Source organism: Roseateles sp. (genome assembly GCF_049240545.1).
Classification (GTDB): domain Bacteria; phylum Pseudomonadota; class Gammaproteobacteria; order Burkholderiales; family Burkholderiaceae_C; genus Paucibacter_A.
In genome coordinates this window covers 1-23,483 of sequence record NZ_JBMLSK010000159.1, presented here as the reverse complement: position 1 = coordinate 23,483, position 23,483 = coordinate 1, and the positions used below count along the sequence as shown (strand labels likewise).

At 65.7% G+C, this 23,483-nt stretch carries 17 protein-coding genes; 11 read left to right on the top strand and 6 right to left on the bottom strand.

Annotated elements, in window-relative coordinates; all coding sequences use genetic code 11:
- Positions 1 to 84 precede the first annotated feature (84 nt).
- A complete protein-coding gene (locus tag ACOVRJ_RS10390; protein WP_422043777.1) occupies positions 85 to 807 on the bottom strand; it encodes a PEP-CTERM sorting domain-containing protein in 723 nt (240 codons plus the stop codon).
- A 47-nt stretch (positions 808 to 854) separates the two neighbouring features.
- Positions 855 to 3,074 (bottom strand): hypothetical protein, encoded by a 2,220-nt coding sequence (locus tag ACOVRJ_RS10385; protein WP_422043776.1) that lies wholly within the window; start codon positions 3,072 to 3,074, stop codon positions 855 to 857.
- A gap of 135 nt (positions 3,075 to 3,209) precedes the next feature.
- On the opposite strand from ACOVRJ_RS10385, the gene ACOVRJ_RS10380 reads away from it, so the two are divergent.
- Positions 3,210 to 5,435: a TonB-dependent receptor gene (locus ACOVRJ_RS10380; protein ID WP_422043775.1), complete on the top strand. Its 2,226-nt coding sequence runs from the start codon at positions 3,210 to 3,212 to the stop codon at positions 5,433 to 5,435.
- A 3-nt stretch (positions 5,436 to 5,438) separates the two neighbouring features.
- Positions 5,439 to 7,703 carry a hypothetical protein gene (locus tag ACOVRJ_RS10375; protein WP_422043774.1) on the top strand — a complete coding sequence of 755 codons (2,265 nt, stop codon included), beginning with the start codon at positions 5,439 to 5,441 and terminating at the stop codon, positions 7,701 to 7,703.
- Between the two features lie 23 nt (positions 7,704 to 7,726).
- Here ACOVRJ_RS10375 and ACOVRJ_RS10370 read toward each other — a convergent pair whose 3' ends face one another.
- Positions 7,727 to 8,218: a Fur family transcriptional regulator gene (locus ACOVRJ_RS10370; RefSeq protein WP_422043773.1), complete on the bottom strand. Its 492-nt coding sequence runs from the start codon at positions 8,216 to 8,218 to the stop codon at positions 7,727 to 7,729.
- Positions 8,219 to 8,493: 275 nt separating this feature from the next.
- Here ACOVRJ_RS10370 and ACOVRJ_RS10365 point away from each other — a divergent pair, with 275 nt between their 5' ends.
- Genes ACOVRJ_RS10365 through ACOVRJ_RS10350 form a run of 4 tightly spaced genes read left to right on the top strand, consistent with a single transcriptional unit; the run spans position 8,494 to position 11,708 of the window.
- The gene (locus ACOVRJ_RS10365; RefSeq protein WP_422043772.1) at positions 8,494 to 9,069 is read left to right on the top strand and encodes a DUF2796 domain-containing protein; all 576 of its coding nucleotides are present in this window, start codon (positions 8,494 to 8,496) and stop codon (positions 9,067 to 9,069) included.
- Positions 9,069 to 9,809: an ATP-binding cassette domain-containing protein gene (locus ACOVRJ_RS10360; protein ID WP_422043771.1), complete on the top strand. Its 741-nt coding sequence runs from the start codon at positions 9,069 to 9,071 to the stop codon at positions 9,807 to 9,809. The genes ACOVRJ_RS10365 and ACOVRJ_RS10360 overlap by 1 nt, the downstream gene beginning before the upstream one ends.
- Positions 9,806 to 11,080 carry an ABC transporter permease gene (locus ACOVRJ_RS10355; RefSeq protein WP_422043770.1) on the top strand — a complete coding sequence of 425 codons (1,275 nt, stop codon included), beginning with the start codon at positions 9,806 to 9,808 and terminating at the stop codon, positions 11,078 to 11,080. Before ACOVRJ_RS10360 ends, ACOVRJ_RS10355 begins: the two co-directional genes overlap by 4 nt.
- A gap of 19 nt (positions 11,081 to 11,099) precedes the next feature.
- Positions 11,100 to 11,708, top strand: a complete 609-nt coding sequence (locus ACOVRJ_RS10350) for a DUF3299 domain-containing protein (protein ID WP_422043769.1) — start codon at positions 11,100 to 11,102, stop codon at positions 11,706 to 11,708.
- A 24-nt stretch (positions 11,709 to 11,732) separates the two neighbouring features.
- Here ACOVRJ_RS10350 and ACOVRJ_RS10345 read toward each other — a convergent pair whose 3' ends face one another.
- The gene (locus tag ACOVRJ_RS10345; protein WP_422043768.1) at positions 11,733 to 14,456 is read right to left on the bottom strand and encodes a S9 family peptidase; all 2,724 of its coding nucleotides are present in this window, start codon (positions 14,454 to 14,456) and stop codon (positions 11,733 to 11,735) included.
- A gap of 101 nt (positions 14,457 to 14,557) precedes the next feature.
- On the opposite strand from ACOVRJ_RS10345, the gene ACOVRJ_RS10340 reads away from it, so the two are divergent.
- From ACOVRJ_RS10340 to ACOVRJ_RS10325, 4 genes are all read left to right on the top strand, one after another.
- Positions 14,558 to 14,860, top strand: a complete 303-nt coding sequence (locus tag ACOVRJ_RS10340; protein ID WP_422043767.1) for a hypothetical protein — start codon at positions 14,558 to 14,560, stop codon at positions 14,858 to 14,860.
- Positions 14,861 to 14,980: 120 nt separating this feature from the next.
- Entirely contained in the window at positions 14,981 to 15,847 is an 867-nt protein-coding gene (locus tag ACOVRJ_RS10335; RefSeq protein ID WP_422043766.1) for a CPBP family intramembrane glutamic endopeptidase, read from the top strand.
- Positions 15,848 to 15,937: 90 nt separating this feature from the next.
- Entirely contained in the window at positions 15,938 to 16,876 is a 939-nt protein-coding gene (locus ACOVRJ_RS10330; RefSeq protein WP_422043765.1) for a serine hydrolase domain-containing protein, read from the top strand.
- A 48-nt stretch (positions 16,877 to 16,924) separates the two neighbouring features.
- Positions 16,925 to 17,722: a DUF3471 domain-containing protein gene (locus ACOVRJ_RS10325; protein ID WP_422043764.1), complete on the top strand. Its 798-nt coding sequence runs from the start codon at positions 16,925 to 16,927 to the stop codon at positions 17,720 to 17,722.
- Between the two features lie 124 nt (positions 17,723 to 17,846).
- Here ACOVRJ_RS10325 and ACOVRJ_RS10320 read toward each other — a convergent pair whose 3' ends face one another.
- Positions 17,847 to 19,268: an esterase-like activity of phytase family protein gene (locus tag ACOVRJ_RS10320; RefSeq protein ID WP_422043763.1), complete on the bottom strand. Its 1,422-nt coding sequence runs from the start codon at positions 19,266 to 19,268 to the stop codon at positions 17,847 to 17,849.
- Positions 19,269 to 19,450: 182 nt separating this feature from the next.
- Between ACOVRJ_RS10320 and ACOVRJ_RS10315 the strand changes: the two genes are divergently transcribed.
- Complete coding sequence (locus ACOVRJ_RS10315; protein WP_422043762.1) at positions 19,451 to 20,971, top strand: BCCT family transporter; 1,521 nt, start codon at positions 19,451 to 19,453, stop codon at positions 20,969 to 20,971.
- A gap of 83 nt (positions 20,972 to 21,054) precedes the next feature.
- Here the strand turns inward: ACOVRJ_RS10315 and ACOVRJ_RS10310 are convergent.
- Positions 21,055 to 23,483 (bottom strand): excinuclease ABC subunit UvrA (locus ACOVRJ_RS10310; protein ID WP_422043761.1); only part of this gene is annotated, 2,429 nt, incomplete at its 5' end.

Here is a 23,483-nt window from a genome sequence, read left to right as displayed (position 1 = left end):
CCGCCGCACTGAGCTCACGCGCATTATGCAACTAACTTGCATATGTAAAAGGACACCCCCCCTAAATCAAGGGCAGTGGCTGACTCACGCGGGAGGACGAGATTTGCGCCTTGCACGCAACAGCCCAAGCGCCAAGATGCCAATCAAGAACAGCCCAGCAGAGGCCGGCTCGGGCACCACCGAGGCCTGCATCAAGGCCACGCGCGCACGCTGAAACTCAGGCGTACTGAGCCCACGGTTCAACACCATGTGGAAAGGATCGGAGCTTCCATAGTCCGGCGAGCTCAAGCGCAGCGTGATTTGGTAAGCGCCGAGGGCCGCGCCTTCGGTGACCGAGAACACCAAATGCTCATGCAGCTTGCCCGAAGCGCTGACCTCACCCAGCATTTGGCTGGCCCCGTGCGTGACGCCGGCGCCCGTCCAGATGCTGTCGGCTTCGAGATAGTCAGACACCCGCAGCTCGGTGCCGGCTGCTGCCCCGCTCCAACGCACGCCGTCCCAGAAGCTGAGGGCGCCCAGGCCTTCGAATCCGATCTCCACGCCCGGCTTGAGGCGCTCGCTGCCCTGGGTCTGAAAGCCCGGATTGCTGGTGGCCCAAGGGCCATGAAAGAGGTCGCTCAGATCTGCACGATAGATATTGAAACCGGTGGAAGCCTGGATCTCCACCCGCTGCCCGCCCAGCTTCAGCTGCCCTTCGCGCGCTGAAACCGCCACATCACCCGCGTGGTCGGCGGCCCAGGCCGAGACCACCGCACTCCCGGCAAGCAGGCCGACCGCCAGCCATCGCCCTGCACTTTTTTTCATCATTCGAGTTCTCCCTCTTCAGTCACCACACAAAAAACAAACGCGAAGGCTCAGCGGCGTGGCCGCTCCCAGGGCAGCTGCACCGAGGGCGTCCAGGGCGAGGTCGGTGCGCGCGCCGGCAGCAAGGCTTTGCCGGGCGGCGGCTGGCACAGCGCTTCCGCTGCCTCGCTCCAACGCCCCTCGGTGCAACGGAAGCTGGCCGAGCCGGTGTTGGGCACCAAGCTGTCTTGCAGCTGCAGCAAGCTGCCCGCGGGGCTGGCGGGCGCCACCGCCTCGCAGCGCTCCCCGGCCTGCACCCAGCTCAGGGCCTGCGCCCCACAAGGCTTGGGCGGAGGCACCTGGCAGCTGGCTTCGCTGGCGCCACTCCATTGCCCTTGCTTGCAAGCGAAGCGCGCGGAGCCGGTCAGCGGCTCTTGCTGATCCACCGCCACAGTGCTGCCGCCGGTGGCCGTCTCGGGCACGGTGGCGCTGCAGACCAGGCCGCCCACATCCCAGCTCAGCGCGAGGCTGGGGCAGGCCAGTGGCAGCGCTGCGCTGCAACGTGGCGCGGTGGCCGCAGCGTTCCAGCGTCCGTCGCTGCAGCTGTAGCTCGCCTGGCCCATGGTCGGCGCGGCACTGTCCACCGCGGTCTGCGAAGCGCCCGAAGCAGCCGCGACCAAACTGCCCGAGCAACTGGCGCCAGCCTCACTCCAAGTGACCGCCTGCGCGGCGCAAGCGGCCAGCACCTGCGGCGCGCAACGGGCACGCTGCGGTGCGCTCCAGCGCCCGTCTTGGCAGCTGAAGCTGGCGTCGCCCACCGAAGGGCCAGTCTGGTCAAACAGCTGTTGCTCCGTGCCGGAGGCAGCGGCAGCGGCTGCCGCACTGCAGGCCTGCCCGTCCACCGACCAGCTCATGCTCTGCGCCGAACAGGCCGCCGGCGGCGGCATGGCGCAGCTGGCCGCCGCAGGGGCACTCCATTGCCCGCTGCGGCACTCAAAGCGGGCCGCACCGGTGGCCGGCGCCTGACGGTCCTCAATCTGCACGCTCTGCCCAGAATTCGCTGCGCTGGCCGAACCGGAGCAGCTGACGCCACCCACACTCCAGCCGAGCTGCTGAGCACCGCAGGCCGGGGGTGGCGGCGGAGGCGGCACGGCACAGCGGCTGCGGCTGGGCGCACTCCACTGCCCAGCAACACAGCTGAAGCTGGCCTCACCCAGGGCCGGCGCGACGTTGTCAGCCAGCACCTGGCTCTGCCCAGACTCGGTAGCCGGTGCGGTGGCACTGCAGCTTTGGCCCTCCACCGTCCAGCTCAAGGTCTGCGCCGGGCAGACCGGTGGCGGCGGCAAGCTGCAGCTGGCCTGGCTGGGCGCGCCCCAACGCCCGCTGCTGCAGCTGAAGCGCGCGCTGCCGGTGGCCGGCGCCGTGTTGTCGTCCAGCGTGAGCGTGGCGCCCGCAGCCGCTTCGTTCGCAGCGGCCGAGCAGCTGGCTTCACCCACCGCCCAGCTCAGCGTCTCGGCTGCGCAAGGCGGATTGATGCGGGCCGCAAAGGCCTGCTGCATCTGCTGGGTGTTGATGCCCGACTCAAAGATGACGTGAAAGGGCTGCGAGGCCAGGTACTTAGGCTGGCCCGCGGCCAAAACGGGCGACCACAATTCCAGCGTCACCATGTAGGCACCGACCGGCGGTGTGCCACTGCTGGCCGAGATCTTCCAGTCGAGGTGAGAGTGAAAGGTGCCGCCTGTTTTGGTCTCGTCGATCAGGGCGGTCAGCGGGCCGTTGATGCCTTGTGAGTCAAAGCGCGTGCCGGCGGAATAGTAGGCGTACTGGTCCGCCCAGAGCGAGGGATTGGTGCTGTAGCCCAGCACCACTTCGGGCGGAATGCCGCCAAACAAGGTGATCTTGACGCCCGCCGGCGCAGCCCCCCATTTGCCGGTCGTAGGCGACCAGTACTGCAAGCGCCCCAGGGCGCGAAAGTGGATCTGCTCCCCCACCGCGAACCAGCCGGTGAAGGCCTGAAATCCGGGGTTGGCCGTCGCGTACTTGCCGCCAGGGAAGTCGCCGAAATAAGCCGGGAACAAGCGGTAGCCACTCAAACCATCGATGGGCAACTGACCCGCCAGACCCAGGTCACCATAGAAATCGGTGCTGATGCGGCTGCCCGCCACCGGGCCTTTGTCGGTGCGCAACTCCACATCGAAATGCTGCGCCCAGGCCGACGCGCCCAGGCCAACGCCAAGCAGCACCAACAGGCCGGCGAACACGGCGCGAGCCAGTGATTGAACAATGAACATGCAGCAGACTTGAATGCAAACAACTTGCATATAATAATGCAAGTCGTTTGCACGTAACCAAATATCTCAACAGCACGCATTCCCGCAGAAGCGCCCGCTCGTTGTGCAACCCCGGGCCTGCCGCCTTCTGAATCGATGAGAGACTCCTTCGCCACGCCACGCCGGGCGCGCCGCTTGCTGCCCTTGACGCTTGCGCTGCAGGCCCTCGCCAGCTGGGCCCAGACCTCGCCCCCGGCGCCGGCAAAAACCCAGGAGCAGGCGCAAGAAGCGGCTCAGGCCCTGCCCACCGTCAAGTTGCAAGGGCGGCAACAGCGCAACTCCGAGCTGGCCGGGCCCAGCACCCAGCTGAGCGGCGACGAGCTGCGCAACAAGGCCTCGGCCACCTTGGGTGCCACCTTGCAAGATGAGCTGGGCGTGGCCAATTCCAGCTTCGGCCCCAATGTCGGCCTGCCCATCATTCGCGGCCAGGGCGGCTCGCGCGTCAAGGCCCTGGTGGGCGGCGGCGGCGCCCACGACGCCTCCACGCTGAGCGCCGACCATGGCGTGATGGTCGAAGCCGGCCTGGCGCAAAGCATCACCGTGCACCGCGGGCCCTCGGCCATCCGTCATGGCGGTGACGCCATCGGCGGCGCGGTCGAGATCGAGTACGGGCGCATTCCAGAGCTGCGCCCCCCAGGCCTCAAGCTGCAAAGCGAAGCGCGCGTAGGGGGCGGCGGCACGCTGGGCTTGCTGCGCGCCCAAGGTGGCTGGGGCGGGCCCGCGATGCCTGAAGGCAAGGGGGCCGCCAGGCCGCGCAGCGCTTGGGCCTGGCATCTGGACGCCCATGGGCGGCGCAAGGATGAGGCCCGCATCCCCGGCTGGGCCATCGATGAAGAGGCAGTCAAGCAGCAGTTCTTCCTGGTCAGCGGACGCAACACCTGGGGCCATATCCCCAACAGCAACGCACGCAGCTCGGGCGGCGCAGCGGGCCTGAGCGCCGTATTTGATAGCGGTTATGCCGGTGTCTCGGCGGCCACCATGCGCATCAACTATGGCCTACCGCCGGGCGCGCATTCGCACAACCATGGCGGCGGCAGCGCGCCCCCGGGCGAGCCGGCTGAGCCCGCCATCCGCATCCAGGCGGAGCAGCAGCGCCTGGACTTCAAGTCCAGCATCAAACTCAGGAGCGACTGGGCTCGCGAACTCAAGCTGCACCTGGGCGACACCCGCTACCGTCACGAAGAGCTGAACCAGGGTGTGCCAGAAACCGAGTTTCGCAACGAAGTGCAGGAAGGCCGGCTGGAGCTCGAACACAGCCTGGCCCCCGCCCATTGGGGCAGCTTAGGGCTGCATTTGCAGAACCGGCATTTCTCGGCGCTGGGCCTGGAGGCCTTTGTGCCCCAGACCCACATCGCCAGCGCCGCGCTCTACGCCATTCAAGGCTTGAAGTTGGAGGACTGGACCCTGGAGCTGGGCCTGCGCGCCGATTGGCGCCGCAGCCGCCCCCAAGCCCAGGCCTCCAGCTTCGGCATCGAGGTGCTGCTGCCCGAGCGTCGCTTCACCTTCGGCAACCTCTCACTGGCCCTGACCCGCAAGCTCGGCGATGGCAGCGTGAGCCTGACGCACTGGCGCGCCAGCCGCGCCCCCGATGTACAAGAGCTGTACGCCCTGGGGCCCCACATCGCCACCCGCACCTACGACTTCGGCAACAGTGCGCTGCGGCTGGAAACCCTGCGCGGCTGGAATCTGGCGCTGCGTCAGCAATGGGGTGGCCTGGGCCTGCAACTCAATGCCTTCCGCTACGACAGCGAGGACCACATCTACCAGCGCAGCCTGGGTGTGTTCTACGCGGCCGAGAAAAAACAATTTCGCGCCCTGTGTGCGCAGCTGGATCAATGCCTGCCGGTGACGCGCTACGAGCAGGACCATGCGCGCTTTCATGGCTTTGAAGCCGAGCTCAAGCAAGAGCTGCTCGATCTGGGCGAGAAAGGCACCGCCGGCGACAGCCTGCAGCTCTCGCTGCTGGGCGACCGGCTGCGCGGCCGCCTCGACCGCCTGGGCCAAGACGTGCCGCGTCAACCAGCCCCACGCTGGGGCGTGCGCCTGGAGCTCTTGCACGGCCCCTGGCAGGCCGAGCTGCGCCGCATGCACAGCTTTGCGCAAAACCATCCAGGTGAGAACGAGACCGCCACGGCGGCCTCGACCCAGTGGCATGCCACGCTGCGCTGGACCGGTCGCCTGGAAGCCGGCCTGCAACTCAGCACCTATGTGCTGGGCCGCAATCTGAGCAATCAAGAGGTGCGCAACAGCACTTCCTTCCTGCGCAATTACGCCCCCGAACCTGGCCGAAGCATCGAGCTGGGCGCCGAACTGAGGTACTGAACCATGGCCCGCCTCCAAGCACATCCGTCGTTGACGCCGACTCAAGAACGCCGCTTCTTGCCGCGCTGGCAGCTCCCGCCACGACTACGCCTCAGTGTGTTGGCGGGAGCGCTGAGCCTGGTCGCCTGCGGCGGCGGCAACACGGTGGACGAGCCGGCCTCTTTCAAGCTGCTGCCGGACGACTTGGTGGGCGCGCCTTGCGCGGGCTGCCGCGAGGGCTATTTGGTCGGGCAGGCGCATGACGGCGTGGCCCTGGCCGATGCCGAGGTGCTGCTGTTCGATGCGACAGGCCACAGCGCCCGCGGCCGCACCGATGCGCAAGGGCGTTATGCCATCGCCACAGCCGGCCTCAGCGGCCCTTTGCTGGTGCAAGTCAATGGCCTGAGCAGCGGTGAGCCGGTGCAGCTGCACTCGCTGGCCGTGGCGGTGGATGTGGGCAACCGCGCCGTCCATGTCTCGCCCCTGACCGAGCTGATGACGGCCTTTGTGCTTGGCGGTGCGCCGCAGGACTTGCTGAAACAAGGGCGCGTCGACTTCATGCGCATCAATGCCACCAGCTTGCGCAGCAGCCAGGACCGGGTCCGCCATCTCGTCCAGTCCTCCTGGTCGGTGATCGCCGGCGCCAGCGCTGCAGCGCACGATCTGCGCAACGGCGAGCAAGGCCCAGCCCACCAAGGCCTGGGGGCGCTGGCTTCGCTGATCGAGCTGCAACGCGTGGCCTCTGCCTACCGCCTGAGCGGCGTGGCAGGCGATGCCGTAGCCCAGGCCGGCGTGCAGGTGGACCCGGTGGCCTCCAGCGTTGACGCGGTGCTGCCCACCCCCAGCGCAGCCCAAGCGGCGGCACTGCAGGCGGGGCTGGCGGCACTGCCGGGCTTGGAGCAGTCGCTGGCGCGCTTCGGCCAGCTCTTTCAGCGCGGCCAAGCCCCCGATGCCCGCGAGTTGCAGGCCTGGCTGGCGCCGGAGTTCCGCCATACCGGGCTGGACGCAGCGGCCTTCATCGAGCAAGTCTTGCTGCAAGCCGAACCCGGCGAGGCGCCGGGCAGCAGCCTGCGGGGCGTGCGTTTCGAGCGGCCCCGCTTGGTGCAAGTGGAGAGCGCGGATCGGCTGCGGGTGCGCGTGCAGCTGAGCCTGCCGGCCCCCACCTTGCCGCGCAGCGAAACGCTGTGGATGCGCAAGGTCGGTGACCGCTGGCTGTGGGAGGGCGATGGCCTGACTGGCCTGGTGCGCGTGCGCCATCTGTCCATCCTCGGGCCCAAGCCACGCGAGGCCGCCGATCTGCTGGCCCTGCCGGGCATGCGCTGCGCCGCCAGCGGGACGGCAGACACGCGCTGCGCCGTCGAAGGCGGCCAGGGCGATGTGCCCAGTGGCGGCCAGCTGGACTACGGCAGCCCGCAGGGCGAGCAGTTCGGCCTGCTGGCCCATTACCGCTCTGAGGCCGGTAGCTGGCAAGAGCGCCTGCAGATGGCGCGCCAGCGCACGCGGCTCTTGGCCACGCCCAGCGCCCAGGTGAGCCAGCATCTGGCGTTTGAAGTGGACGCCCGCCGCATCGACCCGCGCGTCAGCCAGGTGCGGGTGCAGGGCACCGGCCTGCCCGAGCAAGGCCTGAGCCTGGTGCCCGCGGCCACAGGGCAAGGATTCGAACATCTGGCCCTGGCCGACAGCCCGGAGCAGGACTGGCATGCCCTGCGCACCGACCGCTGCCTGGGCAGCGTCAGCAGCACGGCCGAGCATGCGGTCTGCCAGGCGAACTGGGCCAAAGCCCAGATCGGCGAGGTCTACCGTTTCAGCTTCTTCGATGCCCAGGGCAGGCTGCTGCAAACCCAAACGGCGCGCCTGCCCGCCCCACCCGCGCCGGCGGCCGAGCTGCTGGCCCAAGCCTCGCAGTGGTTCGCGCGTTTCGATCTGCAGGCGGAGCCGACGCAGCAGCCGCTCTACGCCCGCGTGCTGGATCCAGAGCGGCGCCTGCAGGCGCTGGACTACCGCTGGGCCTGGCAAGCTCCCAAGGGTGCCTCACAGCAACTGGTGGGAGCACGGTTGGAGCTGCATTGGGGCCACCCCGACACCGGGGCGCAAGGTCAGCTGCAGCAGCCGCTCAGTGCGGCGCGCCTGCAAGCGACGGGCGGCCAAGTTTTGTCAACGGCGCCCTTGCTGCAGGCAGGAGCCCTGCCAGCGGGCGCCCTGCCCGTCTGGCTCAGCGCCCGGCTGAGCAGCCGCGATGCAAACGGCAATCTGTACATGCACTACATCGCGCCGAACAACCCCTACTGAGGGCGCGGCGACAAGACCAGCGATCAACGAGGGGTCGACGGATCCCGTGAACTGCAATCCGCACATTGACCATGCACGCTGAGATCGACCGCCGCCACCGCAAAGCCTTCGGGCACCGAGGGTTGACGCGGCGGCTTGGACGGCAGGCAATAGACCCGCCCGCAGCCATCGCAATGGAAATGCGCATGCTCCTCGTGGTGTGCGGACGGCTGCATCAGCGCATAGCGGCTGACGCGATCGGCGCCCACGGTCTTGCTCAAAACGCCAGCGTCGGCCAGAGCATCCAGAGTGCGGTACAAGGTAACGGCGTCCATGCCTTGCGGCAAGGCGGCCTCAATATCGGCGTGGCTGAGCGCCCGGGAAGCCTCTTCAAACACCGCCAACACCGCCAAGCGATTGGGCGTGACACGCAGGCCCAAGGCCGACAAGCGTTCGCGCCGAGCTTGCTCCAGCGCCTCTCGCTGAGTGGCGCGTGCAAGGGCAGAAAGGCTGGCTCGGGGCTTGCTTGTCTTCATCGCATCATTTTAGAGCCAGCCACCGGCTCCATTGCTGAAGTCGGCCCAGATGCTGCACCCCTCGGTCTCGCACTCGCGATGCCAGCCCGCGGACTTGAACGCGCAGCCCATACCATGCCCGCCCTCGGGTCGACGATGCCAGAATACGCCCGCCGGATTCCGTGCTCGGAAGCCTCAGTGGATTCACGATGGGCAGCGCAGAGACTTCCGGCCGTGCACTCAGCCTCGCAAGGCCAGCACGCCAAGGCCCAATCACAACCAAGATACTTGTTGACATGAGTACACCCTTGCGAACCGCGATCCACGTGCTGGGCATGGCACTCATCGCCTTGAGCTTAGGCCTTGGAGGCCGCGCACAAGCCCATGTGCATGGCCAAGCCGAAATGACCGTCGCCATCGACGGTGCCATCGTCATGGTGCAGCTCGACAGCCCTCTGGATGCGCTGCTCGGCTTCGAGCATGCGCCGCGCACGCCGAGACAGATTGACGCCACCCGGGCCATGGCCAAGCGCCTGCGACAGGCGGACACCTGGCTGCAGCTGACGCCGGCTGCCGGCTGCACCCTGAGTCGCGTCGACTTGCGCTCCGATGCTTTGGCGCCGGACTTGCTGCAAGACGCCCCCGCCACGCCGCCCAGTCAAGCCGCGACACCGAAAACACAGGCCCAAGCCCATGCCGATCTGCACGGCGAGTTCGAGTTTCAGTGCCAAACTCCAGCGGCGCTGAAGGGCTTGGAGCTTCGAGTTTTCAGCTTCTTCCCGGGCATGCGCCGAGTTGACCTGCAAGTCGCCAGCGGCCGTCGCCAAGTGGCCGCCAAACTGACGGCCCAGCAATCACGGGCCAGCTGGTGATGGCCGAGGTGTCCCCCGATCAAGCCCTGGTGCAGGTCGAACATTTGAGCTTCGCCTGGCGCAAGAACGCTCCTGCGCTCTTGCAGATTGAATCCATGCGAGTGATGGCAGGCGAGCGCGTCTTCATCCACGGCCCCAGCGGCTGCGGCAAGAGCAGCTTGCTGGGCCTGCTGGGTGGGGTGCTGCAGCCCCAGTCGGGACGAATCCATCTGATGGGCAAAGAGCTAACGCGCATGTCAGCCGGCGAGCGCGAGCGCCACCGGGTGGACCACAGCGGCTTTATCTTCCAGCAATTCAACCTGATCCCCTATCTGAACCTGATCGACAACGTGCTCCTGCCCTGTCAGTTCTCCAAGCGACGCGCCGCACGGGCCAGCGCCCATGACGGCTCAGCGCGCCAAGCCGCCCAGCGTCTGCTGGCGGCCGTAGGGCTGGATGAGTCGACCCTGCAGCGTCCGGTCCGAGAGTTGTCGGTCGGGCAGCAGCAGCGGGTCGCGGCGGCGCGCGCCTTGATCGGCAGCCCCGAGTTGGTGATTGCCGATGAGCCCACCTCAGCCCTGGACGCCGACGCCCGCGAGGCCTTTGTCCGCCTCTTGTTCGAAGAGTGCGAACGTGCCCAAAGCGCCCTGCTCTTCGTCAGCCATGACGCCGGCCTCGCCGAACGCTTCGACCGACGCATCAGCTTGGCTCAAGGTCTCACACAAGGCCTTGATGCTCAGACCGAGGGGGCCGGGCGATGAGCTACACCCTGATCAAGCTGGCTCTGGCCAGCGCTTGGAATCGCCGCTTCACGCTGGGACTGACCTTGCTCGCCTTGACCCTGAGCGTGGCCATGCTGCTGGGCGTGGAGCGCGCGCGCACCGCGGCGCGCGAGAGCTTCGAGCAGTCGATCTCGGGCACCGACCTCTTGGTGGGAGCCCGAGGCAGCCCCTTGCAACTGACGCTTTACGCGGTGTTCCGCATCGGCGAATCAAGCCAAAACATGCAATGGCAGAGCTTTCAAGCCGTGGCCGCGCATCCATCGGTCGCCTGGGCGATACCTTTGTCCCTGGGGGACTCGCACCGGGGCTTCCCGGTCATCGGCACCACGAGCGCCTACTTTGAGCACTTCCGCTATGGCCAACAAAGGCCTCTCAGCTTCTCCCAGGGCCAGCGGTTTGAGCGACTTTTTGATGTGGTGCTGGGCGCCGAAGTGGCCGAAAAACTGGGCTACAGCCTGGGCGATCGCCTGGTGCTGAGCCACGGCAGCGGGCCAGCGGCCATCGGCGCGCAGGCCGAGCATGCCGACAAACCCTTCACGGTGGTCGGCATTCTGGCGCGCACCGGCACCCCGGTGGACCGCAGCCTGCATATTGATCTGCCCGCCATGGAGGCGATTCATTTGGGCTGGCAGGCGGGCGCGCCGATTCCGGGCTTTACCGTCCCTGCCGAGTTCGTCGGCAAGTTTGATCTGCAGCCCAAGTCCATCACCGCCGGACTCTTTGGTTTGAAGAGCCGCGCCGCGGTGTTTCGAACCCAGCGCTGGGTCCAACAGTACACGCCCGAAGCGCTTCAAGCCGTGCTGCCAGGGGTCGCATTGGACCAGCTCTGGCAAATGGTGGATGTGTTGGAGAAATTCTTGAAAGCCCTGTCGGCGCTGGTGGTCGCCATGGGTTTGAGCAGCATGGTCGCCATCGTTTGGGCCAGCTTGAGTGAGCGCCGTCGCGAATTGGCGATCCTGCGTTCGGTCGGCGCCGGCCCTTGGACCTTGGCCGCCTTGTTGACCCTGGAAGGCGTGCTGCTGGCCGGCTTGGGCGCGCTGTTCGGCTACCTGCTTTTGACCGGCATGTCCTTGGCCGCCGCACCCTGGGTGCAAGCGCAGTTCGGCCTGGCCTTGCCGCTCTGGTCGGCTTGGCAGGCCGAGATGCGCCTGCTGGGCTATGTCTTGCTGGCTGGCCTGCTGGCTGCCTTGCTACCGGCTTGGAGTGCCGCACGCATGGCGCTGGCCGATGGCCTGAACCCCCGACTCTGAGAACTCAGGAAACCGATCCATGAAACGTTTGTGTGCCCCCGTCCGAACAAGCCTCAGCGCTTTGGCCTTGCTGATGGCCTTGTCGGTGCAAGCCAAGGAGCCGCCAGCGCCCAAGCTCGGCGATCGACTGCCCCAGCAGACCAAAGCGGCCGCAGCCAGCAGCTATCGAGTGATCGACTGGGGGCAGATGCTGCCCAAAGACTGGAATCCGATGAAGGCCTTTGAGGGCCTCAACTTTGCCGGCCTCAGCGACGCGGATCCGCGAGCCGCCGAGGCGATGAAGAAAATTCAAGAAGCCTGGAACGATGCGCCGACCGAACCGACCTTGAACGACCAGCGGGTGCGAATTGCCGGCTTTGTGGTGCCGCTGGATGGGGGCAAAGACGGCCTGCAAGAGCTCTTGCTCGTGCCCTACTACGGCGCCTGTGTGCACAGCCCGCCGCCGCCCGCCAACCAGATCATTCATGTGCGTTCCAGCACCCCGCTCAAAGGCGTTCGCATGATGGATGCCATCTGGATCAACGGCACCCTCAAGACCGAGAAGTCCGAAACGACCGAAGGCATCTCCGGCTACACCATGGTGGCCGATTCCTTCGCGCCCTACCAGTGGCCGACGCAGCGGCGCTGAGGACCAGCGCCGCGCTATTGGGCATCAGGGCGCCGTGCGACCCAGATGCTGCAACCAGAACGCTTCGTACTTGCGGTGCCAGCCCACGGTCTTGACCGCGCCGCCCATGGCATGTTCGCCCTCAGGGTCGAGGAAAAGGTCAACCAAGCCCTCCTTGCCGGACTCCAACAGGGCGCGGTAGACATTCACCGTGTCTTGGTACAAGACATTCGGGTCCATCATGCCGTGCACCAAGAGCAGCGGCTTCTTCAAGCCATGTGCCATCGGGATCAGTGAGTACTTGCGCAGATTGGGCTTGCTGCGATCGACCTTGCCGATGGTGCGGCCGCTGTACCAGCTGTTGTAGTTCTCCCATTCGGTCGGGCCTGCACCGGCGATGCCGGCGGCGAACAGATCGGGCTTGCTGAACAGGGTGTACTGGGTCTGGAAGCCGCCAAAACTCCAGCCGTTCAAACCGACGCGGGCCGGGTCGATACCGAATTCTTTGCTCATCAGTGAGTGCAGGTCTTCCAGGTCCTCGGTCTGCGGCAGTCCCGGGTTCTCCCAGTTGGCATCCGAGAAACGACGGCCGTAATTCGAGTGTCCGCGCGAATCAATCGTCACCATCACATAGCCATGCTTGGCGGCCATGTACATCGAGAACATATAGGCAGTGGGCTGGAAGCTGTCGGCTTCGACCGAATGGCGGTCATTCAAAGGCCCGCCGTAGATGTAGACCACGGCCGGGCGCTTGTCCGTCGCCTTCCAGCCTTGCGGCTTGAACACATAGGCCGGGATGCTGTCGCCATGGCGGTTCTTGAAGCGGAAGCGCTCGGGGCGCAGCACATCGACCTGGCTCCAGGCCTTGTCATGGCTGTCGGTCAAGACCTTGGCCACCGGCTTGCTCGGCTGCGCCGCGTTGATCAACTTCAACTCGGGGCGCAAAGCCCAGTGGCCGGCATTGGCCGCCAACCATTGGCCGTCATGCGACACCGCCGGCAGGCGGTGATAGTCCGCCGCATCGCCCAGGGCCTGCATGCTGCCGTCGGCCAAGGACACGCGGTACAGATTCATCGCGGCCAAGTCGTCCTTGTTGGCCAGCACGAACAGGGCCTTGCTGTCCGGCGTGAAACCGAGCACCTGATGCGCTTCAAACTCACCCTTCACCACTGCACGCAGGCTGCGCGAGGCAATGTCCCAGGCATAGGGCTGGCGGAAGCCCGCCTCGTCCAAGGTCAGGACCAAGGTCTTGCCATCGGGCGTGAACTGAGGCTTGACCACATTGACCACCTCGTGGCCCACATCGCCGCGGCGCTCCAGCACCATCTCCGGCTTGGCGTTTTCGTCGGCATTGCCGATGTAGACGCGCAGCAGCTCTTTCTCGCGCTCCCAGGTGCTGAAGGCATAGCGGCTGCCGTCGCGCGCCCAGGCAATCGGGCTGAGTTCAAACCAGACATCACCGCCTGCGTTGGTAAACACCGGCGCGGGCTGCTTGGCCGGGGCACCTTCTGCACCCGGTACCTTGCGGATATAGATCGCCAAGGGCTTGATCTGGCGCTTGTCGTCCGAAACCTCGCGGTCCACCTTCTTGGCGGTGGCGAAGCGCTCGGCATAGCCCATGATCTCGACCTTGCGAACACTGGGCTCCACCGCCGGCTTGCCGTCTTCCGGCGCCTTCAGCGGCGCACGGCCGACCAAGGCCATCCAGCGACCATCCTCGCTGAGGGTGGTCGCTTCGATGCTGTACTTTCTGTCCGCATCATCGGGATGAATCAGCTCGCGGTTGATGACCTGCACACCGCCAGCATTGAACTTGGCGCGCAGCACGCGCTTGTCGTCCATGAAGACATAGCCCTGATCATCCGCGGTGTAAGCCACCATGCGCAGCGCCCGCTGCGTCAGTTGCAGCGGCTGCAGGCTGACCTCACCGGCCACCCAACGGAACAAGCTGCCACGGTACTGAACGATCAACTCATCCTTCTTATTGCCCCACACCACTTGGGTGGCGCCGGGGTAAAGGTCGGTGGGTTTAAGCTTTTCCTTGGCCAGCTTTTTCTTCAGCTCATCGCGCCATTCCCAGAGTTCTTTGTCTTTCTCGGGCTTGCCGGCCGCTGAAGTCGCTGCAGCCGACGCTGCCGATGCGGCCGGGGCCGGGGCCGCAGCTAGCGGCTTGCCGGCGCGCTTCGCGGCCAGGGCCTCGGCGGCGCGTTTCTCGGCTTCCGCCTCGGCCTTGTCGGCCGCTTTTTGCGCGTCGTCGCGCGCCTTCTTGGCGGCGAATTCTTTCTTCACCAGTTCCAGCTGCGCCGCTTCCCATTGGCCGAGGTCCACCTTCTCACCCCGAAGATAGGCGACCTGCGCCTCTTCCTTGGCTTGGCGTTCGGCCAACTCGCGGCGCTTTTGCTGCAGTTTCTTGTCGAAACGCTCCAGGTCCTCGGGCGCGTCAAAAGCGGCCATGATGGCCGGCGAAGTCAGCCGAACGGTCTTGCCGGTCTTGCTGTCATGCACATACAAATCGCTGCCCGGCTCACCGAAGGGGTTCCACAGATAAGCCAAGTAGCGGCCGCTGCGACTGAACTTGACCTCCTTGGCGTTCTCGCCGCGGTAAGGCTCGGCGCGGAACACCTGCTCCAGGCTCAGAGCCGAACCCATTGCGGCGGGCACGGCCGCACTGGAGCTGGCTGCCGAGGCCGTGAAAGAAAAGCTCGCTGCACTGAGCAGGGCCGCCACCAGGCAGCTCGTGCCCGCCAGTTTCGAAGGTCTTTTGAACAATCCAATCTCCGCACACGCCCCGGTTCAGGGCAGCGCGCATTCTAGAAAGACTTGCAATTCGCATGTTCGAGCTGCGGCTCTTGCGCGAAACTCCAGGAATCATGATCTCCAACGTCTTTGCCGCCCTCGGTCTCCTGACCTGCATCCTGCTGGCCGTGCGCATGGCCCTGCCGGCCGCGCGCCAGCGCCAAGTGGACGCTGCGCTGCGCCGCAGCTGGATGCGCCTGCGCGAGCTGGCCTCGCAGCTGCGCCACTGGCGCAGCCACCGTCTGAACAGCAAACAGGCCGCTGCCGAAGCGGCCGAGCTGATACGCCGCGCCAAGGCCCGCGAAGAAGTGGATCGCGAAGGCAATGTCTACCGACCCAAACAGTTCGATCCGAAGAAGCGCCGCGATCTGCACTGAGCGCGCCCGTCTCTGAAAATTGCATCTCATGATCGCAGCGCGACGGTCTGTCGCGCGCGGCTCGCCAGACTCGATTTGGCTTGGCACATTGCTCTCCATACCCAATGGAGGAGAGAGACGATGAGCCGCACCATGATGCTCAACAAACTGCGCCAAAGCGCCACCGAAACCGCCTGCGCCCTGCTCTGCCTGGCTGGCCCATCGGCCGTCGCCAACGGCTTGAGCCAGACCCTGCTGAGCGGCGAGGCCTGGATGGATCTGCGCAATGGCTTGCGCATCCTGGCCCTGCTGCTGGGCTATATGCTCTGGGTGCGCTGGCGTGAACGGCGCCCCGTCCACGAGCTGGGTCTGACGGGTGCCGCACGAGAGACCGGCTTGGGACTGCTGGTCGGAGGTCTGATGGTGGCCCTGAGCGTGGGTGCCATGGCCTGGGGCGGCGCTTATCAAGTCCAAGCCATCAACGGCCCCGGCCACGCTTTGGCCTTGCTGCCCTTGGTGCTCAGCCTGGCCGCGCTGGAAGAAATCCTATTCCGCCTGATCCTGTTGCGCCTGATGGAGCGCTGGTTGGGCACAGGCTGGGGCTTGTTCATCTCGTCCCTGCTCTTCGGCCTGGCCCATTTGGGCATGGGCCCGGCGACCGTCGCCAGCACCTTGCTGCTGGGCCTGGAAGGCGGCCTGCTCTTCGGCGCTGCCTATTTGCTGACGCGCCGCATCTGGCTCTGCCTGGGCCTGCACATCGGCTGGAACTTTGTGCAGATGGGCATCTTTTCGGCCGACGCCACCCTGGCCCTGAAACGCGTAGGTTGGCTGCAAGCCAGCATCGACGGCCCAGCCTGGCTAACCGGCGGCATCCACGGCATGGAGGCCTCGGTGCCCGCCGCCCTGCTCTGCCTCTCGGTCGGGGCGGTATTGCTCACCCTGGCGATTCGACGCGGGCAGTGGCAAGATCGCCGGACCGTGGGCAAGCCTCAACATTGTGGTGCCTGAGTTTCAAAGAAGTTGTCTGTTGTCCGGCTCGGGCAAGCAATGCAAGTTCGCCCGGTACTCCTTAGCTTCCAGCATGAAAGACCAACGCGGATGAAATCACTGATTCTGAGCACGACCCTGCTCGCCAGCCTGAGTGCCTATGCGCAAAGCGCGCCCGCACTCCCGCCTGAATTTGCCGACTGGGACGCCTTCATGGCCCAACAGCTCACGCTGTGGAAGGTACCCGGCGCCTCGATCGCCATCGTCAAGGACGGCCAGGTGATCCTCTCGCGTGGCTATGGCCTGCGTGATGTGGCCAAGCAGCTGCCGATGACCGAGAACACCGTGCAGCCGATCGCCAGCACGACCAAGAGCTTCACCGTGGCCGCCCTGGCCACCCTGGTGCGCGACGGCAAGCTCAAGTGGGACGAACCGGTGCGCGAGTACCTGCCGGACTTCCGTCTGCACAGCGACTACGCTACCCAGACCGTCACCCTGCGCGATATGGTCAGCCACCGCACCGGCCTGCCGCGCCACGACGCGGTCTGGTTCAACAGCACGCTGAGTCGTGAGGAACTGATCAAGCGCGTGCGCCATTTCGAGTTGAGTGCCGAGCCACGCGCCCGCTTCCAGTACAACAACCTGATGTACATGACCGCAGGCTTTGTCGGTGGCAAGGTCGCGGGCAGCAGCTGGGAAAGCCTGGTACGCGAGCAAGTGCTGAACCCGCTCGGCATGAAGTCCACCAACTTCGCCATAGCCGACCTTCTCAAAACACCCGACCATGGCACCGGCTACGCGCTCGACAACGACCAAGCCGCACAGCCCAAGCCCTATGTGCCCATCGATGCCATGGGACCGACCGGCTCACTGAACTCCAACGCCCGGGACATGAGCCAGTACCTGCTGATGCTGACGGCGGACGGCAAGTTCAAGGACAAGACCCTCATCCAATCCAGCGATCTGCGCGCCATGACCACCGGCCAGATGGCCCTGCCCGACCCGCGCCTCTGGCCCGAACGCAGCAGCCCGCAATACGGCATGGGCTGATTCGTCAGCAACTACCGAGGCGTCACCCTGGTCGACCATGGCGGCAATATGCCCGGCGCCGCCACCGCCCTGGGCTTTGTGCCAGGCCGCAATATCGGTGTCTACACCACGGTCAATATCGGCAACAGCGCCCTGCGCGACGTCATCCTCTATGCCGCCATGGACCGGCTTCTGGGACTGCCGCCGGTGGACTGGAGCGGCCGCTTGCACGGCAACTATCTGAAGGGACTGGCGGCCGAGAAGGCGGCCGAAACTCAGAAGCTCAACACTGGCAAGCCCGGCACGCGGCCAGCCTTCGCCCTCAGCGAGTATGCCGGCGAGTACGAGCATCCCGGCTACGGCGTCATCACCGTGGGCGGCGGCTCGGCGGGCCTGGAGCTGAAGTACAACGGCTTGAAAGCCGCTCTGCCGCACTGGCACTATGAAGTCTTCCAGACGCCGCCCGACAAGCTGAGCGAGCTCAGCGAGACCCGGGTGCAGTTTGTTTCCAACTTCGAAGGCGATGTGGATGGGCTGCGCATCGAGCTCGAACCCGCGGTCAAGCCGGCCCAGTTCAAGCGCCTGCCCGACAAGCGTTTCAAGGACCCGGCCTTCCTGGCCCAGCTGGTCGGCGTCTACACCATCGGCACGAACGAAATGCACATCGTGCTGCGTCCGGACGGCGCGCTGACCGCAGGCGGCCGCACTGGTGCGCCCAATGAGCTGATCGGACTGCGCGGCACACGCTTCGAGGTCAAGAGCCGCAACGGCAACACCGTCGAGTTCCTCGCCGACGCCAACGGTCGCTATAACCAGCTGGCGCTGCGTCAGAACGGCAGTACCCTGGTGGCCGAGCGCCGCAACTGAGCTTCTGCCGAAGGCAAGCGCATCATGAAGAAGGGGCTCTGGACCTAAATCCAGAGCCCCTTGGCTTTGCGGGCCTCGCGCCCGCAGCAGGAGTCCAGGCCCCAGCGCCGAGGCCGGGGCCGGCTTACTTCTGACTGCGGCGGCGCGCCAAGCTGCCCACGGCCAACAAGCCACCCAGCATCAGTGCCCAGGTGCCGGGTTCAGGCACGGCGGTGACGTAATTGCCCAGTTCAGCTGCATCGATGGTGTAGGCATGCAAGACGCCCGGCAGCAGCTTGTAGCTGCCATCGCTTGGCAAGACTGCCGCAGCACCGCTGACGGTGACGCAACCTGTCGTCGTGCCCAGCGGGCATTGAATCGACGTCTTGTACGGGTCTGCATCGCCAAAACGGAAGTAGACGTCGAACTGCTCGTTGCTGCCGTTCTGGGTCACGCTGTAGTCGTTGTCGGTGCCGGCCAGGATCAAATACTTGCCGTTGGCCAGCTTAGGCCCAATGGCCAGGCCTTCCCACTTCTCGGGCGACTTGCCGCCCAAGGCGGCCAGGGTGTTGGCGTCCAGGTCCATGATCTGAGCCGACTTGCTGACCTTGGCGTAGCTGCCGGTGCTCAGATTGATCTCGGACACATCGCTGGCGCCGTTCAGGTCGATGCGATAGACCTCCTTGTCAGCGGTGGCAAATTCGGCGCCCACGCCCACGCCGCGGTTGTTGCGCTCCAGCACATAGAACTCGTGGTCGTTGATGGCCACCAAGGCCGAGATGCCCTGGCCTTGGCCGCTGCGCTTCATTTGATAGGCGTACTGCGCCACGGCCGTGCCGGTTTCGATGTCGAACTTGACGATGCGGTTGACCGAACCATTGCTGCCGCCTTCGTCCAACATGGCGCTTTGCAGCATGGCGAATGCGTACTTGCCGTCCGGGCTGATGGCCAGGCCTTCAAAGCCGCGGTTGAGGCGCTTGCCCGCGTTATTGCCGCTGTCATTGGCGAAGTTGGCCACACCGGTGCCGCTGTCGCGCGGGATCAAGTTGGCGGGCGTGACGAAGGTGCGCAGCAACTCGCCGCTGCGGTTGAACTCACGCACCGAAGGGCCGTACTCGTCGGAGATCAGGAAGTTGCCGTTCTTCGGATTGATGACCACGCCTTCGGGGTCATGCGCCAGGCCTAAGTTGCTGGTCGGGTTGGGTGCAAGGCCGTTCAGGGTCTGGTTGCCGCTCTTGAAGATCACCGTCTCTGCGATCTTGAAGTTGCTGATGGCACCGGTGTTCTGGTCCACATCCAAGGTGAAGCGCTGCACACGGGTGTCGTAGCTTAGGGTGCCGCCGCCAGGGCCGCGGTCCGACAAGCCCCACCACTCATTGCGGTTGGTGTCGTAATAGATGTCAGAGAAATAGCCCAGGCGACCGTTGTTGACGCTGCTGCCACCCGACAGGTCCAGGGCCGCGCCGTCCAAAGCCAAACCATTCACGAACGAGGGCGCTGCGTGGGCCAGCGTCCCCAAGGTGGCCAGGGCGCAGGCGGCGGCAACGGCGCGAACATTGATCTTCATGCGTGTGACTTTCTTGACAAGGGCTTCAGGGCCGCCAAGGCTATGAGGCCGGCATGACAAGGCCGTGACATCCCCCACATCTGAGCGTGGCGCGAGCGCAGCCGCAGGGGCAAGCCCGAACGGCTCATTGAGACGGCACATCTCAACGGCACAATGGACGCATCCACTTTCGAGAAACTTTCATGCAACGTTGGGCGTCCATCTTCATCATCGGCGCGGTAGTCGCCTGGGGTCTGGTGGCCCCCGTCGCGATGGAGGCCTTTTTCAGCGGCGCACTCAAGCAACTCACCCGAAACTTCGGCTGGCTTTATCTATGGGTCGTCCTGGGCTTGGTGGTGTGCTGCTTGTGCTTGGCCTTTGGGCCTTACGGGCAGATGCGACTCGGCCGCGACGATGAAGAGGCCGAGTTTTCACGGCCTGCCTGGTTTGCCATGTTGTTCTCGGCCGGCATGGGCATCGGCTTGGTGTTCTACGGCGTGGCCGAACCACTCTCGCACTATTTGAAGCCTCCACCCGGCATTGCCCCACAAAGCGTCGATGCGGCCAATGCCGCCATGCGTTACAGCTTCTTCCACTGGGGCCTGCACCCCTGGGCGGTCTACAGCTTGGTGGGCTTGGCCATGGGCTTCTTCCAGTTCCGGCGCGGCCGACCGGCCTTGGTGAGTTCGGTCACCGATGAGTTGCCCTGGGCCTGGTCCAAAGCCTTGGGCCCCCTGATCAATGTGCTGGCCGTGGTGGCCACGGCCTTTGGCGTGGCGGCATCGCTGGGGGTTGGCGCCTTGCAGATCAATGCGGGTCTAGCGCGCCTGTTCGGCTGGCCGGTTCAACTGGATGTACAACTCAGCATCATTGCGGTGACCACCGTCTTGTTCCTGGCCTCGGCGCTCAGCGGTGTGGGTCGAGGGGTGACGTGGCTGTCCAGTGCCAATTTGCTGTTGGCGGGCGCGCTTGCGCTGACGGTCTTCATCCTCGGCCCCAGCGTCGCCATCATCGACACCTTCACCAACAATCTCGGCGCCTACCTCAGCGAGTTTGTGCGCATGAGCTTGCGCATGACGCCCTTCCGCGACAGCGCCTGGGTCAGCGACTGGACCGTCTTCTACTGGGCCTGGTGGATTTCATGGTCGCCCTTCGTCGGCGTCTTTATCGCCCGGGTTTCGCGTGGCCGCAGCATCAAGGAGTTCATCTTGGGCACCATGCTGGCCCCCACTTTGGCAGCTTGCCTGTGGTTCTCCATCTTCGGCGGCACCGCCCTGCATATGCAGATCTTTGAGGGCGTGCCCATTGCGGCGGCGGTGCAGTCGAACGTGGCCACCGCGCTGTTCAGCGTCTTTGATGCTCTGCCGCTGGGCGGCTTGATGAGCTTGGTTGCCACCGTGCTGGTGATCGTGTTTTTTGTGACCTCCGGCGACTCGGCCACCTTGGTCTTGAGCATGATGAGCAGCGGCGGCAAAGCGGCACCGCATGCCGCCGTCAAGCTGATGTGGGGCTTGTTGGTCGCGGCCATCGCCGCCAGTTTGCTCGGTGTGGGTGGGGTCAGCGCCTTGCAAACCGCCACCATCGTGTTCGCCCTGCCCTTCACCCTGGTTTTGGTCTTGCTGGCCATCGCGCTTTGGCGAGGGCTGCGCGTCGATTTTGAAGCACAGCAGTTGCGCGAGCGTGAGTTGCGCCGCCGCCTGGAGACCCTGGCCAAGCCTGACTGAACGCGACTAAGCCCGCCGGAACCGGCCCAAGGGCGATGCCTCAGGCCATCCCCGATGCAAAGCTCGGCCCGGCAGAACACCCCTCAAGCGCGCGCCAACACCGGCCGCAGCGCCTGCCCCGTGTGTGAGCCCTTGGCCACCACCTGCTCAGGCGTGCCGGCCACCACCACCTCTCCGCCGGCCGTGCCGCCGTCCGGGCCCAGGTCGATGACCCAGTCGGCTTCGGCGATCACGTCCAGATCGTGCTCGATCACCACCACCGAATGGCCGCCCGCCACCAGACGGTGCAGCACCCGGATCAGGCGCTCGACATCGGCCATGTGCAGACCCACGGTCGGCTCGTCCAGCACATAGAGCGTGTGCGGCGCCTTCTGGCCGCGGCGGCCCACCTCGTCGCGCACCTTGACCAGCTCGGACACCAGCTTGATGCGCTGCGCCTCGCCACCCGACAGCGTCGGTGAAGGCTGACCCAAGGTCAGATAACCCAGACCCACATCCTGCAAAAGCTTGAGCGGGTGGCCGATGGCGGGCATGGCGTCGAAGAACTCGACCGCCTCATCCACCTCCATGGCCAGCACATCGCCGATGCTCTTGCCACGCCAGCTAACGCCCAAGGTCTCCGGATTGAAGCGCTGGCCATGGCATTGGTCGCAGAGCACCTTCACATCGGGCAGGAAGCTCATCTCGATGGTGCGCATGCCTTGGCCTTCGCAACCGGGGCAGCGACCCTCGCCGGTGTTGAAGCTGAAGCGATTCGGCGCATAGCCACGCGCCTTGCTCTCCAGCGTCTCGGCAAAGAGCTTGCGGATGGCGTCCCAGAAACCGATGTACGTAGCCGGGCAGCTGCGCGGGGTTTTGCCGATGGGGGTTTGGTCCACTTCCAGCACGCGGTCCACCTTCTCGTGGCCCTCAATGCCGGCGCAGCCGATCCAGTGGGCCGGCGCCTTGCGCAGCGGTACAGCGACGGCCATATTGGCCAGCAGCACATCACGGGCCAAGGTGGACTTGCCCGAACCCGACACACCGGTCACCGCCACCAGGCGGTGCAGGGGCACATCGATGTTCACCTTTTGCAGATTGTGCAGAGTGGCATCGAGCACGCGCAGGCGCGGGGCGTCATCCAACATCTCACGCCGCGCCTGCAGCGGGTGGATCAGCGGATGCGCCAGGAAGCGGCCGGTGACCGAATCGGCTTGCAGGGCCAGATCGGCTGCCGAGCCTTGGGCCACCACATGGCCGCCGCGTTTGCCGGCACCGGGGCCGATGTCGATGATGTGATCGGCGCGGCGGATGGTGTCTTCGTCATGCTCCACCACCACCAGGGTGTTGCCCAGATCGCTGAGCCGGCCCAGGGCCTTGAGCAGGATCTGGTTGTCACGCGGGTGCAGGCCGATGGTGGGCTCGTCCAGCACATAGCACACGCCTTGCAGGTTCGAGCCTAACTGTGCGGCCAGGCGGATGCGCTGCGCCTCGCCGCCCGAGAGCGTGGGCGCGGCGCGGTCCAGGGTCAGATAGCCCAGGCCCACTTCTTCCAGGAACTCCAGGCGGCCCTGGATTTCGCTGACCACATCGCGGGCGATCTCGGCGTCGCGGCCCAAAAGCTCCAGGCTGCCCACCCAGGCGCGGGCCTGCTTGACACTCCAGGACGCCACCGTGCTGATGGCCTGCGACTCAAAAGTCACGGCGCGGGCCGAGGGGTTCAGGCGGGTGCCGTGGCAATCGCCACAGGGCTGATCGGCAAGCCCTTCGATGTCCACCTCCTGGCCGGCAAAGCTCTGCTCGCGGCCGCCCTTGTCGTCGACGACCGAATCGTCCAGGGCCTTGCGCTGCTCGCGCGTCAGGGCCAGGCCTGTGCCCACGCAGCTGTTGCACCAGCCATGTTTGCTGTTGTAGCTGAACATGCGGGGATCCAGCTCACCGTAACTCGTGCCGCAAGTCGGGCAAGCGCGCTTGGTGCTGAAGACCTTGACGGTGCCGAGGCCCACCGTCGAGCGGCCCGCAGCGATGGCTTCGTGCAGGCCATCGAGCGGGGTCAGCAGATGCAGAACGCCCTTGCCGAAATCCAGGGCCTTGGCCAGCAGCTCGCGCAGCTCGGCCTCTTTGTCCACGCTGATGATCAGGTCGCCGACCGGCAGCTCCAGCGTGTGCTCCTTGAAGCGGTCCAGACGCGGCCAGGGCGAGGTCGGCGTGAACTCGCCGTCCACGCGCAGATGGGTGTAGCCGCGGCCCTTGGCCCATTTGGCCAGGTCGGTGTAGAGGCCCTTGCGGTTGACCACCAGGGGCGCCAGCAGGCCCACATGCTGGCCCTTGTGATCACGCAACAGCTGGGCGGCGATGGACTCGACACTCTGCGGCCGCACCGGCGTGCCGTCGTGCACGCAGTGCTGCACGCCCAGCTTGACGTAAAGCAGGCGCAGGAAATGCCAGACCTCGGTAGTAGTGGCCACCGTGCTCTTACGGCCGCCGCGGCTCAGGCGCTGCTCGATGGCCACCGTGGGCGGAATGCCCCAGA